The sequence below is a fragment of the Nocardia sp. 852002-51101_SCH5132738 genome (assembly GCF_001665695.1).
Taxonomy (GTDB): domain Bacteria; phylum Actinomycetota; class Actinomycetes; order Mycobacteriales; family Mycobacteriaceae; genus Nocardia; species Nocardia nova.
Window position 1 is genome coordinate 1 of the sequence record NZ_LZML01000070.1, and the last position, 15,347, is coordinate 15,347.

Below are 15,347 nucleotides of genomic sequence, written 5' to 3' on the forward strand. Positions count from 1 at the left end.
GAACCGAATTCCATTGTGCTAGAATAGATTTAGTACCGAACTAGCTTCGGACTTACACGGTTCTCGTGACACCCTCGGTAGTTCAGCACCGACTGCATCGCGATCGACGGCGCGCACTGGCGCCCCTCGCCGATCGTTCCCGAAGCCAGCGACACCAAAGGCCGCGGCCCCGCGCCCGGCCACCGAGTGCTGGGCTCGAAATATGTGCCGGTCACAGCGATCGCGCGACCGGCGTCATCGACGCTGCGATACATGATGCGCCGCGCCGAGCCGGGGAAAGTGCCCGTCGGCGAGGCGGCCGACAGAACCGGGGTGAAGGGCTGTTCGCGAATCACATCGCCTGCTGCTACGCCGGGCAAGACCGCGGGCGGATCGTAGAACGACCCCCACGAACCGGACGGCGCCGGCACATCGGCGGGGCTTGCCGAGCCGTGCGGCGTGCCGACCCCGGTGAACAACATCCCGAGCGCCGTCACAAGCGCTGCCGAACAGGTCCGGACACTGCGTCCCATTGCGTATTGCTCCATCCCGTCGACCCCCACCACAGCTCCTCGGTAGTGACCCAGAACACACAGGGCGGCTGCGTGAAGTAATTACAGACATTAGGTGTCCGAAAGTCAAGGATTCGGGACCGTGATCGTCCGGCACAATCGAGATTGTGAGTTCCCCGAGGCGACCGCAGGACACCGCGCCTGCACGTGGCCGTCCGCGAGACCCGGGCATCGAGGCTCGGGTGTTCGCCGCAGTGCAGACCGTCTACTGGGAAACCGGCTGGTCAGGCTTCACCATCGACGCAGTCGCCAAGACAGCCGGAGTCGGCCGCGCGGCGATCTACCGCCGGTGGCCGACCAAGATCCAACTGCTCATCGCAGCACTCGAGAAGCTCTCGCCGCTGCACGACCCGATCGATACAGGCACGACACGGGGCGATCTGAAAGAGCTGACACACCAATTACTTACCGGCTATCAATCTCAAGCTGGGTTGATCGCTCTGCGTGTCGCACTCGACGCCCGGGTGTTTCCCGAGCTACTCGAACCGCTCACCCGGACCATCAGCGCCAGCCGATTCGCGACGACCCGAGACATAGTGCGGCGCGCCATCGACCGCGGCGACTTGCCCCCCCACCACCAACATCACCACGTTGCTGGAGATGCTGACCGGAGCCGCGTTGAGTCACGTCTTGTTCTCGCACAAGGTGATTGGACCACCGGGACCCGACGCCGCATATATCGAGCGCCTGGTGAATATGGTCATGACGGGGGCTACAGCGGAAAGAGAGTGACACTGTATGTCGTTCCATCCAGCAAGCACGGTCTCCCGAGTGGGTGGCGGAGTCACGTCACCGCGTCTATTTCTATACCCCGAGAGATCTTCTGCAGCACTCCGCAGCATTGGGGGTGGGAACAGCGAGAGGTCGCTAGCCGATGTCGAACGTGTCCAACGCGATGACGTGACGGCGACTACCACCCGTGTGCGTCGTGCGCGGTCGGTCAATGTGATCGTCGACAACCATTTGATCGCGCCTGGCGAGCTGCTCGTCATAGATCTGGAGGGCGTCATCAACGCAGCGGTGGTGAAACAGGTCGAGGAGTGGGTCGCAGAGAAGCCGGAACGTGGCAGGGCGCGATGGCAGGCGGACCGCCATCGGCCGCTGGTCTGGTGCGCAGAGCCCGACGATGCCGGGTCCTGGACACCGACGGGTTTGGCGCAGCACATCATCTGCGCGGCCACCGGAGATCCTGAGCGAAAAGCGCTTTCGGGCCCAGATGTATGGGTCCACAACGGCTATAGCCTCTACGGATCGCATCGGACTTTCTCGACGCCGACGAAGCAACATCGGACGATACCGACGACGAATAGTCCGACCCCGGCGCTACCCGCTACCCAGCAGGGCCGACGCCCGCCCGCTCCACGTCACCACCAGCTCATCCCGTGCCCGGCTCGCCGCCACGTACAGCAGCGACCGCTCCCGCAGTTCTGCCTCGGCTCGTTCCTCTTCGGGAACCGATCGCAGCGCGGCCTGCAACGGGACATGGGCGTCGTCCACGCCGGCCAGGATGACGCGGGAGAATTCCATACCTTTGGCGCGGTGCATGGTGAGGACTTGGACATGTCCGGGGGTGGCGGGGTTGTCGTCCAGGGCTCGGGCGTCGATGTCGCGTTCGCTGAGCGCGCGCACGAATTGTGTGCGGCTGTTCTTGTCGCGGGTCAGGACGGCGATGGTTTCGGGTGGGACGCCGCTGTCGCGCCAGCCGCGAACGATGCCGGCTACGGCGTCGAGTTCTTCGGACGCCGAAACGCAATGTATCCGTTGCGGATTCGGTCCGAGCCGTGCCGACCGGTAGCCCTCGGTGGAGTCGTCCCCGCTTTCGAGGTCGTGGTAGTCGGCGCCGGAGAGGATGCTCATGGCGAAGTGCAGGTTCTGCCGGGTGGTGCGGTAGTTCAGGGTGAGCCTGCGGGAACGCCCCACGATCTTGATTCCCAGCCTGCCCAGGACGACGGGTTGACCGTAGATGCGCTGGTGTGAGTCCTCGGCGATGAACAGATCGTTGGGTCCTTCGGCCACCAGGGCGCGCAACATCGCCCAGTGGGTGGCGTGCAGGTCTTGTGCCTCGTCGACGAGCACATGGTCGGCCAGGGGCGGCTGGCCCGCATCCTGTTGCCTGGCAAGCTGTTCCGCGGCGATAGCTTGGATTTCGGGGAAGGTCAGGCGGCCGTCGGCACGGTTGTGGCGCCGATAGGCTTCGACCAGTTTCCACACCGCGATTCGCTGGGCGCGGCTGAGCCGCACACCTCTGCCCGCGCGGCTGACACGCACGTACTCCTCGAGCCGAGTGACCTTGTTGGCCAGAATCACCGACACATATTCGTGGTCGAGGAAGGCCGCGGTGGCGAGCCTGTGGTCGAGGCCGTGGTCGCCGGAATCGGTGACCGCGGACCAGATCTGCTCGAAGGGATCCGGGCGGCGCGTGGTGACCTCGACCGCGGTACCGAACACCGCGGTGGTGGCCGCGGTCAGGTCACCGGCACGGGCGAGGACGTCGCTGGCGACCTTGTCGACGCTCGCCACATAGATGCCCGGATCGCCGAGGCGAGCGGCGATCGGGATGTGCGGGTCCAGTATTCGCAGATTGACCTCCAGCTCCTTGGCCAGGGTCCTGTTGTAGGTGGTCAGCACGATGCGCGCTTGCCGGTTGGAGCGGGCCAGATTGCGGGCCCGGTGGATGGCGACGACGGTCTTACCGGTTCCGGCACCGCCGGAGAGCCGGAACGGTCCGTTGAAGCTCTTCTCGGCATACGCACGCTGTTCCGGATGCAGGAACGTCCGCCACGCCGCGAAGTCGCCGCCTTCGATGACGCGGCGCAACTCCTCGCTGTCGTCCACGTAAACGAACTGCATTTTGGAGGCGGGATGCTCGAGGGCGGCGACGATCTGGCTGTCGTCGTCGAGGGTCTCGTCCACCGGATGTTCGGTGAAGGAGTACTTCTCGCGAATTTCGTCGATTCCGGTGCCGCAGGCCAGATCGAGCAGTGCGTCACCCTGCCAGCCGTCGATTTCGGCGGCGAGATCGTTGATCGCGAAATCGTCGGGCGCGTGGAGGGCTCGGGCGGCGAGATCCGGGTCCAGGCCGAGCCGGTCGGTCAGATCGGTGAGAGTGAATCCCACGGCCGCGAGATAGGGGAGCGCGGCCGACGGTGTGCGCTCGGCGACGCTCGGCGCCTTCTCCTCGCCGGATTCATCGCGAATCTTGCCGATGACTCCCTCGACAATGCCGTTGATCTTGTTGATCCGCAGCGTGGACTGCTCGGCTACGGCATTGGCGACATCGTGTTTCCAGGTCCCCATGTAGACGTAGGTGGTCCCGCCGTTTTCCGGATCGAGACGGAACAGGACGGCGCGATGATTCAGGTCGACCCGGCCGGTGCGAACCCGCGAGTCGACGGCCCCCTTGATCGGCTCGATGTGCAAACCCGGTGCGGTGTCGTCGGTTTGAAGCTTCTCGAGGAAGTCGAAGGCTTTGCGCCGTACCGAACCGTCGAGTTTGCCCATGGCCTTGGTGTTGGTCGCGATGACGATATTTGCCACTACCTCGCCCCGTTCGTATTCAAGATTTCCACGATCCGCTCGGCGTCGGGCGGACAGATCGTCCACCCGCGGTCGGCCATCAGTCGCGCGGCTTCCGATTCGGTATCGAACAGCACTGCTACCCGGGCCTGAGGCCAGGCGAAGTCGAGAACCTCGCCCTCCTCCGATTCACCGCCAACTTCCGGAACGGGAACCTCGGCCGCGGCGAGGGCGCGCACGAGCTCTTTCTCAGCGGTCGAAAAGCTCTGGCTGTAAGCAGCTTGCCATGCGGAATCGAGCTGAACCTCGCGCACGGCGGGCGTCGGTTCGGGGCCGCCGCGCTGGGTTGCGAGCAGACTGTAGGCGGTGATCATGTGGTTGTCGCACAGGCCGAACCAGTTCGACAGCCGCACCCAGTCCTTCCATGCCTGGCCGTTCGAGATGCCGAGTTTGTCGTCACGGTCATCGAGCGCCAGCACGGCGTGGATCGGACCGCTGGCGGACCGCATGGCAGCGGTAATCACCAGGGGGCCATCGGTGTACGACCAGCACATGTACTCGCCGTCGGGGATGGTCGGCGGCTTTCCGTCGAGGAGATCGAGCGCCCACGGAACGACGGCGGTGAGCTCACCCTTGGCTCGGTCCTTACCGATGAACATCATCGGCAGCCACTGTCCGACGGCGGCCCATGCCTCCCGGGCGGGATCGAGCATGAACTCCAGCAGCTGGGTGATGGGGTCCGCGGTGAGAAGTTTGAGCAATGCGGGACGCAGAGTTCCGTTTTTCATTATCGTTTCGGCACGTTTCGCGGAATGCCAAGACGGTGTGAGGGCGGTGTTGGCGATGAAGTGCTCGAGGTCCTCGTGGCCGAACGACCAGACCATCGTATTTCCCGACCGCAGAATCTCCCGTTTGCCCGCATCGTCGGCAACCCGATTCCGGTCCTCCGTCGACGCGTGAAAACTCCGGCCATCGGCGAAGATGGCGATCTCCGGCACCTCCGGATCACGGGTGAGCAGTCGGAAATCCGGTCTGCTGCTACCCATCTGCACCTGAGGCGTGAGCGTCCAGGTGCGGATCTTCGTGCCCGGCATGACGATGGTGGCCGACGCCGCGTAGGTTCCGGGATGCTCGGTGATCGTCGCGCCGACGGTCCGCAGCCGCTTGATGAACTCGGAGTAGAACCGTCGTTCCAGCGGCGATTCCGCGCTCCCGACTCGCCTCTTCGGCTGCTCCCTGGTGAGTGCCGCCTCCCAGCTGCTCCAGTCCGGGGCCTCGTCCTTGCCCGCGCCGAGCAGTTCGTCCAGCACGCGGGCCGCGGTCTGGCGCGAGACCTTGTCGAGTTCATGTGGCGGTGCGAACGGCAGCAGGCATTTGTGACAGGCCTGGCGCTGCTCGGTCGCACAGTCGCAGGTGTGCAACACTTTTCGGGCGGCGGCCAGCACCGCCCACACCTTTGCGGGATCGGCGAATTCGGCCAGATAGCCGGTACCGCCGGGCACGGTGTCGTGGATCAGCAGGGCCCGCTGGTTCGGGGCGTGCAGGGCGTCGGCAATGGTCAGCACGTCGAGATGTTCGGGTGACCCGCCGATCACCTGTCGCAGTCCGAGCAATACCGCGGCACTGAGACTCGGATAGGTGAAGATGTCGAACTGCAGCCAGTTCGGCACATGGAGCAGCACAGCCTGAGTGCGCAGGGTGCGGGCCAGCGCGATCTCCCGCACATGTTTCTCATCGGTCGCATTGCGGTATCTGCACCAGGCGCGGTGTTCGTGGGCCTGGTTGGCGCCGGCGACCCGGTCGAGCTGACCACAGCCCGAACATACCCGGAACAAACCGCTCGCGGTTTCCTCTCCGGCGATGAACCGCTTGGCGCCCTGCGAGTTGCGCCGGCCCACATTGAGCCAGCGAATATCGATGTGCTGCAGGTATTCCGCACCGAAATCGCGGTCGGTGACGAACCACCGATCGACAACCTCGTCCGGATTGATATCGGCGGCCGCGACCACCTTGAACTGCTCGCGCCGGCGGTCGTCGCGGGCGTCGGTGATGGCAGCCTCGTCGCGCCGCACCTCCGCGGACACCCGTGCCATTTCGACAACCCGCAGTTGCTGGCTGACGTCGGCGACGGCGGAGGTGTGGCAGCGCGGGCACTGCACCGGCGGCGGCGTATCGACCGCGGCCTGGGTGATGCGCACCCATCCGCAGTCGGGACAGATGCGCCAGATGTGAATATTCGATTCGCCCGGTCCCAGATCGACGGCGTCGATCTGGACCGCCAACCCTTGGGCGTAAAAGGTTGCACCGGGCGCCAATTCGGTGAGTGCCACGCGGGCGCCGCGCTGATAACTTTCCGGTTTCCCGGCGTATTGATTGCTTTCCGGATCGAACCAGGTGATGCCGACATCCAGCGTCACCGAATCGTCGAGCAGGGTGTAGTTGGGCAGCACCCCGTACCGTTCGAGCAAACCCACCCAGTGCTCAGTGGTGAGGTCGCTGATGTGTTTGCCGAGGATGCGCAACGTGCCTCGAGCGGTGCGCAATTCGCGGCGATCGTCGTCGGTGGCGGCGGGGGAGTTGGCGCGCTTCTCGAATTCCGGCACCGCGGCATCGACGGCCTTGCGGCGGGCCGTCAGCTCCGTCACGTCTCGGTTCCAGCGATGTACCGCCTCGCGCAGATGTGCGACCAGCTCACTGGGCTGGTCGTCGCCGGGCCGAGTCGCCCAGCTGCGCAGCGCATCTCGTGCCCGTTCGTCCAGGAGCCCGTCGAATTGTGCGATGAATTCATCGAGCAACAGGTCGGATTGTTCGTCCGCGAGGGCGAGAAGTGTTGCCATCCAACTGCCCTGGTCGAAAGTGCCGAGGACCGCGCGGGCCTGGATCGGATCCTGGGCGCCGGGTTCGCGGGCGAGGCGGTCGACAATATGGGCGACGTACTGGCGCTGCAGGATCTCCTCGGCTTTCAGGAATGTGGCGGGTGGGCGCACCTCGCCCTGAATGATCGAGGTCGGATCGTAGAGTTTGGGCAGATGTTCGCCGCGTCCGCGAACGAAGGCGAGCACCAGAGAGTTTCCGGTCGAACGGCCGGCGCGACCGACCCGCTGCAGATAGGAAGACACGGTGCGCGGCATCGATCCCAGCATCACCGTCGACAGATCGCCGATATCGATACCCATTTCGAGTGTCGGCGTCGCTACGAGCACATTGGGTGCCGTGGGGTCGAGGTCTGAGCGTTTGAACTTCGTCTCGTAGTCCAGCCGAACTTCGGTCGGCAGCAGCGAGGTGTGTTCCCGGGCGACGACCCGCTTCATCTCCGATTCGTCGTAGAGTTTGCGGTAGAAGTTGGTGGTGCGCTCGGTGCGGTGCAGCGTGCCGGGGCAGCGATCCGACATACACGGCGCACCGTCGAGTTGAGTTGTCACCGTGATGGTTCCGGGAACGGGAGTCTGGCACACGTCACAGGTGAGCAGATTGCGCCCGGCCTCCAGATCGGCCAGCTCGGTGGCGCCGACCAGCACCGCCGCCTCCCGCAACTGATAGACCGTGAGTTTCTTCTCGGTGGTGCTGGTGGACAGGATGCGTTGTTCGGCGAGCACCGCGAACAGAGATCGTGCCAGGAATCCGCCTTCGAAGGCGGAGACGCCCAGACACTTTGTCGCCCAGCGCGCGTACCAGGCGGCGGGGGCGGTGATGGCGTCGAACCCCTCGGGGATGGTGCGGCCGCCGACAGCGGGGAACGCGGGGGCGGGCCGTCCCTTCGGAAAGGCCGGCATGCCTTCGTCTTTGCGTCGTCCGCCCCACACCCAGCGCCGGTTGGCATCTTTGGTGATGTATTTGTCGAGCCACGGATGAGCGATGGCGCCCTGGGTCCGCATTCGCTCGACGGTGCCGCGCACCCACCGGATCACCGCCGTGGGATCGGGCTCGTCGAAGGTCAACTGGTGTTCGGAACCGCGCACCGCGGCGGTGCCCATGTCCACGACTCGGTGCTGCGAGCCCAGATCCACCTCGGCGACCACACTTCCGGTGAGCTCCAGGGTGCGGCCGAGTCGCGACTGCAGGCCGAATTCCAGGTCGATATCGAATTGCACACGGCGACTGACGATTCGGCGCGCCTTGGCGCGTGCGGCCGGATTCGTCGCAGGATCCCAGTACGCCCGGAACTCGTCGCGTTCGACGATATCCGGTGCGAGGAGACTGTAGCGGCGGGCCGGATCCTCTCCGGCGCGTTCGATCACCGCCTCGCACAGATCGGGCAGTGACACGAGCTGGGACTCCGCGGCGACGCTGCCGAGCGCGCTGCGCAGGGTGGAGCGCAGACTCAGGGTGTGGGAGCGGGCTTGGACGAATCCCGCGCGATGCGCTGCGTCCTGCACGCTGTCGGTGAACATCAACGCCTTCTTCTCGGCGTCGTCGAGCTCGGCATCACCGAACATATTCGACAAGGCGACCGACAGCTGCGTGGCCACCGCACTACCGAGGAACCGGATGCCGTCGGGTGTGCGGCAGGCTGGGCACAGATCCTTCTGCGAGTTGTCATCGGCGTCGAGTCCGGTGAGTACCAGGACCGGCAGGATGCGTCCCTCGAGCACCTCCGCGCTCTCGGGATCCGGTGTCTCGTCGACGATTTCGCGTTCGCTGATCCGCAACCACCGGAGCCCGTCGATATCCTTGCCGAGCTGTGCCTCCACCGGCGCCGATATCAGCGTCCGGAACCGCGGTCCGCCGCCGGCGTGGTAGCCGCGGATGGACTCGTCGGTGACATCCAGGGTGTTACCGGTCGGCCCGAGCCGCACACCCCATCCGGAACGCCCGCAGTGCCGGCAGAACACCGCCGGGAAGAAGTTCTTTCCGGCATCCTCCACCGAACCGTCGTCGGCCCAATGGAATTCGGCATTGGTGGCGAGATTCCGGTCGATGCGCGACAGCTCGCGAACCCAGAGGTGCACATCGACATTCAGTGCAGAGCCGCCGATACGGGCGCGCAGGTCCGACAGCGCGGCGAAGACATATTCGAGGTAGCGTTGCCGCCGCGCGGCGTCGCGTGCCTGACCGGCGCTGCTGGCGGTGGTTTCGAGTACCCGCTCGGCCAGCTCGGGCAGCGATATCGCCTTTTCGCTCGCACGCAGCACGTTGTGGAAAACCCGGTGGGTCTTCAGCAGGTCGAGCAGTTCGCCGGCGTTCAGTTTGCGCAGGTCGGCCGCGCGTTCCGCGAGACCTCCTTCGCTGTCGGCGCGCTCGAGCAAGGTCGCGAGGATAACTGCCGTGGCCCCCGCGTTGTTCAACGAGCGGTCGACTTGCTTCGCCAACTCGCGCATGGAGTCTTCGTCGAGCGCGGGATGGCTGATCGCTCGGTACGACCTGTCCAGGTCCGGATTACGTTGTGCGAGCCACTGTTCCGGCGTGAGCCGGGTCTCGCCCACTACGGCATCCGCGGTGAAGGCCTCCCCGAAAACGGTGTGGGCGAAGTCGAGCATCGCCGTCGGCGCCTTCTCCGACCCCAGCGTCGCCGATGTCGCCACGGGTGTGATCAGTCCCAGCGGCCGCGCCCGATCCTCTGCGCTGACGTCGGCGTCGTCGGACCAATACGATTTGAGGGTCAACCCCAGCCGGCGCAGCAGCATAGCGACGTCGGTGCCCTGCGCACCGTCGTAGGTGTGGAATTCGTCGAGCACCACATATTGCAGCGAATGCGCCGACTGCCGCCACATCGGCGCGCGGTCCGGCCGCAACAGCATGTGGTCGAGCATTTTGTAGTTGGTGAGAAGAATATCCGGCGGCGAATCGTGCATGAGCCGGCGATCGGTGATCAGCCCGTCGGCCGACACCAGCGTCCGTCCACTGGACGCGCCCTCACCGGTATAGAGGCCCGCGGTGACGCCCGCCAGCTCCGGATTGCTGACGATCAGCCTCGCCAGCCGCTGTTCCTGGTCGTTGGCCAGCGCATTCATCGGATAGATGATGAGCGCCTTCATCCCCGCCACGCCGGCCTTCTTGGCGCGCAGCACATGATCCAGAATCGGAATCAGGAACGATTCGGTCTTACCCGACCCGGTACCGGTGGTGACCAGGGTCGGCTGCGGTCGCGCCTGGAATTTTGTCGACAACCGCTCGAACGCCTTCGCCTGATGCCCATACGGCACGAACCCCGGCGGCAGCCAGTCCAGATGCATCCCCCAGTTGCCGGTCGCCGGCGCGAACGGCAACCGCAGCCGCACATACGGCCCCTTGAACATCCCGTCGCGCGGATGCTCGATGAAATCGACCAGCGCACCTTTGGTGTCGGCATCGGTAAGAGCGAACGTGGTGGCCAGGTAGTCGGTCAACCCCTCCCGCAGCCGATTGGCCTGCAGCGTGGGCAGCAACGCCCCCATGATCGACTCCCCTCCGCTGTTCGGTCGCTATGCACGTTTGCTGTGACTCGGATGCACCGGTACCGGTGTCGCGAATACCTGGCTGGTCAATCATATTGGCCGGGTACAGGCGGCTTGTGTGGTCCGGGAGGATCCGGGGCGCGGGGAAGACATCGATGAAGCCATCAACGTCGTTACGTTTGCGCACGACCGTGCGGGTCGGCCGGCACAGCGGATCGAATCAGGTGATGACGGCCCCTAACCTTTGCGCTTACGGGCCTGCTTGCGCAGATTGTCAAGCAATCGGCCGTCCGCGGTTGCGCCAGCACATCCAACCGTTGCTGTTGTAGCCTGCCGCGGCCACTGCGGCATACGACGGCGATCCATACCGGATGTTCTGGAACCGTATCCCGCCGTCTGGTTCCACGAACGCGATGTGTCGCCGATGTTTGCGGGGCTGTTCGAAAATCAGTTTTTGGCCTGGGTGAAGCAGGCCGAGGTCGAGCAGCAGCAGGATGTCCTCGTCGTAGTGTGCCTTCCCGGTACTCCGGGACGAGACGACCGGCATTCGTTTGGCAGTAGGCATGTTCGTCGTCGGTCTCGGTCGGCTCGGTGCTGGCGTGGCAGCCACTGAAGTCGAAGCCGGCTCAGCCGCTGAAGTCGAGGCTACGGGTGCCGGCGACTCGGCTGGAATCGACGCCGGGGTGGTCGGAATGGATGTACCGAAGACGGTCACCCCGCACAGCGCCAGAAACGTCAGTGTCTCGCGCGAGAAGACGTCTGCTTCGGCGCGAACGGCCGCGGAAATCTCCTTGGGCGCAGTGGGATAGGCGTCGACGACATCCGCCAGCTTGGTGCGCCTCGCCGCTTCGGTCATCGACAGGGCGATTCGGCGAGCAAGAACCTTCGGAAAGTCGCCCTCTCTGCCGAGCACGAACAGCTGGGTCCAACGCTGATCGGCGAGAAACATCGGAAGGTGGTCGATTGCTCGATTGGCATGGCCGACACGGACACGGGGCCGGTTGTCGGTGGTGGAACCGAGCAGGATGACGGTTGCGCCCTTGTTCAGCTCTTCGAGTCCCCGCGCGGTCTCGACATCGGCTCGGGGGACGGCGAGCACGTATCCAGCCCATCCGGCACGTCTGAGAATTTTGACGCCGTGGGGGTCGCCCGTCAGGAGGTGAAGCTGCACGGTGCAACCATCGGACCTGTTGTGCATAAGTCCGACAATAGCGGTGGCCCGCTCGCGCTGGGTGGGTATCGTAGGCCGGATTGCCAAGGGACGGAAGGGAAACCGAGGCGGACGTCCGTTTCGGCCGACAGAAAGCCGGCCAAGTCACTCCTCGATATCTGGGAGGGTATCCCACGGGTTCGAACGGATGCGTGCTGCGGCCTACTCGCTGACCGCCGGCGCATAACTTCGCTCTGCTTGAAAACGCATCCAGAATACCGACCTAGCGGACAGCGGGTTCAAGATCATATCTCGTCCGTCGAGAGGGCCCGCCAGGCTGATGGCGGAGTGCCAAGCGGCGAGGGCGTCGTAGAAGGCGTGGGGACTCCGGCACGCTGTGCTGTGGTCGACTACCTCGCTCCTACAGATGGAGTTCGAATCAGTGGGCCATTACTTCCACGGCGGCGAGAGCGCTTTCTATCTCGTGCTCGTCGTAGCCGGTTCGGTACCTGCCCTCTAAAGGCCCGAGGTGCCGCCATACTATGCGGAGCGCTGTGAGCCAAATATTTACGATGTCAGGGATAGTCCTTATGATCGGCGCTTCAGGATCGCTTTGCTCCGCGGCCCGCCGTTTCGCATTCAGCTCCGCTGCTGTGTGGTTGTCGATCTCTCGAATCGTCAACTGTACTTGTTTCGGTTCTTCCAATTCGCGAGAAACCGAATACATGAGATTTTTGAGGAAATGCTCTGTATCAGCGGTCCATCCGATGCCTTGAAGCTCGTCCTGTGCGACGTTCGAAAGTTCGTACGTCAGCTGCCGCGTAACGCTGAAGTCCGTCGCACTCAGAGCGAACGTCCGCTCGGCTTTTTGGTGCCTGATATGTCCTCCGGCACGGGTGTTGATTATCAGCCCACCTTGGTCAGTCGCCACTGAACCACAGGTAACCTTGCTGCCGGATCGCCGATTCCGATGCTCGCCGCAGGACGGAGAACAGTTCTCGCTCCGAGTCACTCCGCGGATTCGCGGAATCCAGCTCCTCCAGAAAGAATTTCAACTGGTATGAGTTGAACATGGTGTCGGCGTATTTATGAATCCCGCGCATCATCGGACCCGTGGGTGAATCCAAGACTATATCCGAGAGCGTGTCGGCGGCAGCCCCGGAAAACGACTCGATCTCGTTGTGGTTCATATTCTGCACGCTTATCGTTATCCCCAACTCATCCTCCTTATTCGGGGAACATGTTTACGACGGTACCCCACCTGTCCGTGATCACCTTGTACTTGTTCGTCGGTTGGCCGCCGTTGTTCTGTGACTTGTTTCCGACCGGATGCCCGGCATCGACCTCACGTTCGTAGTTGCCGTAATCGTTCGGCCCGCGAGCTGTGACGTTCTCTGCGGCCTCGGCCAGTGCGTCGAGGTCGGTACCTTCGGGGAAGGTGCTTTTGTCGGGCGTGACGTTGTTGCCGCCCTGAACATGCTTTCCCTTGACGTACGCTTCGGATTCATCGGTGAGGCCGCCGAGTGGAATGCCCGGGGCCTGTGGCAGATCTTCGTACTTGGTCGCCACGGTCATCGCGCCGTCCGCGGCGACGATGACCTTCATCGCAATGATGGTGGCGAGGTTGGTGACGGCCTTGTCCAGGTCGATGGTGGGCAGGGCGTGGAAGGCGTCGATGGTGGCGGTGGCACCGGCGGCGAGGGCCGCCAGGCCGATCACCGTCTTCATCCGGCTGGCCTGGTAGGCGGCCTGAATGGCCTCCATGGTGGTGACGACGTCGGCGTCGATGGCCGCGGTCGCGGCGACCGCGGAGGTACCAGCGCTGAACAGAGCCAGCAGACCACCGGCGATCGCGGTGACCGCGATGGTCAGTTCGAGGGTGTTGATCTTGCTGCTGGTGTCGCTGCCGAGCGCAACCGTGGCATCGCGATAATCCGCGACGGGAGCGGCCATCTGCTGGGCGGAGGTGGCGACGGTGTCGGCGCTGGTTTTCAGGGTGGCGAAATGGTCCTGCAGCAGGCCCCGGTTGGTGGCGTCGTCCATCCCGTCGAACATCGCTGAGATCCCGGAGATGCCGGCGGCGGCGCCGATGACGGTGGGGTGCTTGGCGAATGTGTCCCAGACGGTGTGGGCCCGGTCGAGCTTGTTTTTATCGCCGTTGGGGAGCTTGCCGAAGGTGTTGAGCACCTTGGCCAGCAGTTTGTCGAAGAATTCCTTGACCGCGCCGTGATCGTCGAGGCCGGGCCCGTTGTCGGCCACCGAAGACGGGAGGGAGACCTTGTATTCGCCGACCTGGCTGACGTCGGGTTGCGGCGGGGAGGGATTGGATTTGTTGGCGACGCCATAGTTGTGGCCTATCGCGTACAGCACCGCACCGTAGTTGGTCAGCGCATTGGCCAGGCTCGCGCTGGCCTGCAGGGTCTGTCTGGCGGCGGTGTCGTAGGCCTTGCCCCAGTCCGCGCAGCCGGGGGCGTCGCCGGCCATGCCCAGGCAGTCGCCCTTGATCGCGTCGTGGACAGGCTTGTCGGCCTTACGCAGTTCGTCGGCCAGGTCGCGGCATTTCTTGGCGGCGTCGTAGTAGATCTGCCAGTCGACGATCACTGTTGGCCGCTCCGCAGCATTCGCCCGTTGAGTTCCAGGGCCGTGCTGTACGCAGAGTGGGCTTGTCTGGCAGCGTCGCTCATATCCTTGACGCCTTCGACGAGTTCTTTTGCGCCACTGATCCATTCGCGGTGGGCGTCGTCATAGGCGCGGGCCGCCACGCCCTCCCAGCCGGTGCCTTGGAGGGCTGCGACACGGTGTTCGATATCGGCGAGATGGTCAGCAATGAAGCCGGCCAGACCGGACAGCCGGGACACGATCCGGTCGAGGTGTTGGAGGTCGACCGAGAACTGCGAAGCCACCGGACTACGTCCAGTTCAGCTTCGGGATATCCAGCGCCGCAGCATTGTTCGCGTCCACCGACTGGAAAGTTTCGGCTGTGACTCCGAGCTTTTCCGCCATGGTGGCCAGTGCCGCGAAGATCTGCCGCCCGCCGTCGTGGACCTCGGTCCAGCCCTCGGAGAATTCGTCGGCGTAGTCGCCGGTCCAGCTGCCGTTGAGCAGTTCGGCGACTTCCTCACCCGCGGAATTCAGCGCTCCGGACAAGGTGTCGGCCAAGCCGTAGATGTAGATCCCGACATCACGCACCTGTTCCGGGACAACCGAAAACCCCTGGCCAGGAGCTGGAATGTTCCCCCCACTATCAGTCACACGGCGATGCTAAGCGATCGGCGGTCCGTCCGTCCATCATGATCGAGTGTGATGACCGACGCGTAAACACGTCGCTGATCAACCGATGAAGTCGGTCCACGCCGAGCCGCTCCGCCATCGCCAATCGGCCTGGGCGACTGGGCAGCCCCGTTGGGGTGCGACCTACGATTTGGTCAACGATCCTGCTAATCCGAAGTTCGACTCGCCGGCTGCCGAGCAATACTTCTGCATCCCTTGGGCGAGTGGCATCGGTCGAAGAGAACAACCGGTGAGAGATTCGGCTCGACTTCGATGACTGACGTATCCGGATGTTCTTCGTGGTCCTGGGTGGACAGGTCCCGGTCACTCGCGGGGAGAGGGGGCGTTCTCACTGTTCGGCTTCGGCCAGCGTAGCTGATTCGATTTAGGCTGCCGCACAGCGATGTTGACGTGCCTGTCTACAGCAAACCGGACTCCTCGAGCCCGGCACGCAGACGTTGCTGATGCTCCGGCGGCCCTTGCCGG

Annotated in this window: 10 protein-coding genes; 1 reads left to right on the top strand and 9 read right to left on the bottom strand. The window is 64.2% G+C overall.

All coding sequences use genetic code 11. From position 1 onward, the window contains the following. Positions 1–29: 29 nt before the first annotated feature. Positions 30–542 (bottom strand): hypothetical protein, encoded by a 513-nt coding sequence (locus A5789_RS37745; RefSeq protein ID WP_231953295.1) that lies wholly within the window; start codon positions 540–542, stop codon positions 30–32. A 203-nt stretch (positions 543–745) separates the two neighbouring features. Between A5789_RS37745 and A5789_RS35445 the strand changes: the two genes are divergently transcribed. Further along, on the top strand, positions 746–1,450 hold the full coding sequence (locus A5789_RS35445; RefSeq protein ID WP_227462714.1) for a TetR/AcrR family transcriptional regulator: 705 nt from the start codon (positions 746–748) through the stop codon (positions 1,448–1,450). A 424-nt stretch (positions 1,451–1,874) separates the two neighbouring features. Here A5789_RS35445 and A5789_RS10885 read toward each other — a convergent pair whose 3' ends face one another. The 8 genes from A5789_RS10885 to A5789_RS10920 all read right to left on the bottom strand — a co-directional run bounded on the left by A5789_RS10885 (position 1,875) and on the right by A5789_RS10920 (position 14,843). Further along, a complete protein-coding gene (locus A5789_RS10885) occupies positions 1,875–4,088 on the bottom strand; it encodes a 3'-5' exonuclease (RefSeq protein WP_064901744.1) in 2,214 nt (737 codons plus the stop codon). Further along, entirely contained in the window at positions 4,088–10,441 is a 6,354-nt protein-coding gene (locus tag A5789_RS10890) for a DEAD/DEAH box helicase (protein WP_064901743.1), read from the bottom strand. Before A5789_RS10890 ends, A5789_RS10885 begins: the two co-directional genes overlap by 1 nt. A 274-nt stretch (positions 10,442–10,715) precedes the next feature. Next, positions 10,716–11,639: a DUF4357 domain-containing protein gene (locus A5789_RS10895; protein WP_155525559.1), complete on the bottom strand. Its 924-nt coding sequence runs from the start codon at positions 11,637–11,639 to the stop codon at positions 10,716–10,718. Positions 11,640–12,030: 391 nt separating this feature from the next. Further along, positions 12,031–12,522, bottom strand: a complete 492-nt coding sequence (locus A5789_RS10900; RefSeq protein ID WP_064901741.1) for a hypothetical protein — start codon at positions 12,520–12,522, stop codon at positions 12,031–12,033. Beyond that, positions 12,512–12,781 carry a hypothetical protein gene (locus A5789_RS10905; protein ID WP_082940617.1) on the bottom strand — a complete coding sequence of 90 codons (270 nt, stop codon included), beginning with the start codon at positions 12,779–12,781 and terminating at the stop codon, positions 12,512–12,514. Before A5789_RS10905 ends, A5789_RS10900 begins: the two co-directional genes overlap by 11 nt. A gap of 37 nt (positions 12,782–12,818) precedes the next feature. Beyond that, positions 12,819–14,192, bottom strand: coding sequence for a hypothetical protein (locus A5789_RS10910; protein ID WP_064901739.1), 1,374 nt, complete (start codon positions 14,190–14,192; stop codon positions 12,819–12,821). Next, on the bottom strand, positions 14,189–14,494 hold the full coding sequence (locus A5789_RS10915; protein WP_064901738.1) for a WXG100 family type VII secretion target: 306 nt from the start codon (positions 14,492–14,494) through the stop codon (positions 14,189–14,191). Before A5789_RS10915 ends, A5789_RS10910 begins: the two co-directional genes overlap by 4 nt. A gap of 4 nt (positions 14,495–14,498) precedes the next feature. After that, positions 14,499–14,843 carry a WXG100 family type VII secretion target gene (locus A5789_RS10920; protein WP_064901737.1) on the bottom strand — a complete coding sequence of 115 codons (345 nt, stop codon included), beginning with the start codon at positions 14,841–14,843 and terminating at the stop codon, positions 14,499–14,501. Positions 14,844–15,347 lie beyond the last annotated feature (504 nt).

What these genes read in the sequence shown, in the direction of transcription:
- A5789_RS10890 (WP_064901743.1), bottom strand. Translation starts at nt 10,441, where the DNA reads ATGGGGGCGTTGCTGCCCACGCTGCAGGCCAATCGGCTGCGGGAGGGG.
- A5789_RS10895 (WP_155525559.1), bottom strand. Translation starts at nt 11,639, where the DNA reads ATGCACAACAGGTCCGATGGTTGCACCGTGCAGCTTCACCTCCTGACG.
- A5789_RS10905 (WP_082940617.1), bottom strand. Translation starts at nt 12,781, where the DNA reads ATGAACCACAACGAGATCGAGTCGTTTTCCGGGGCTGCCGCCGACACG.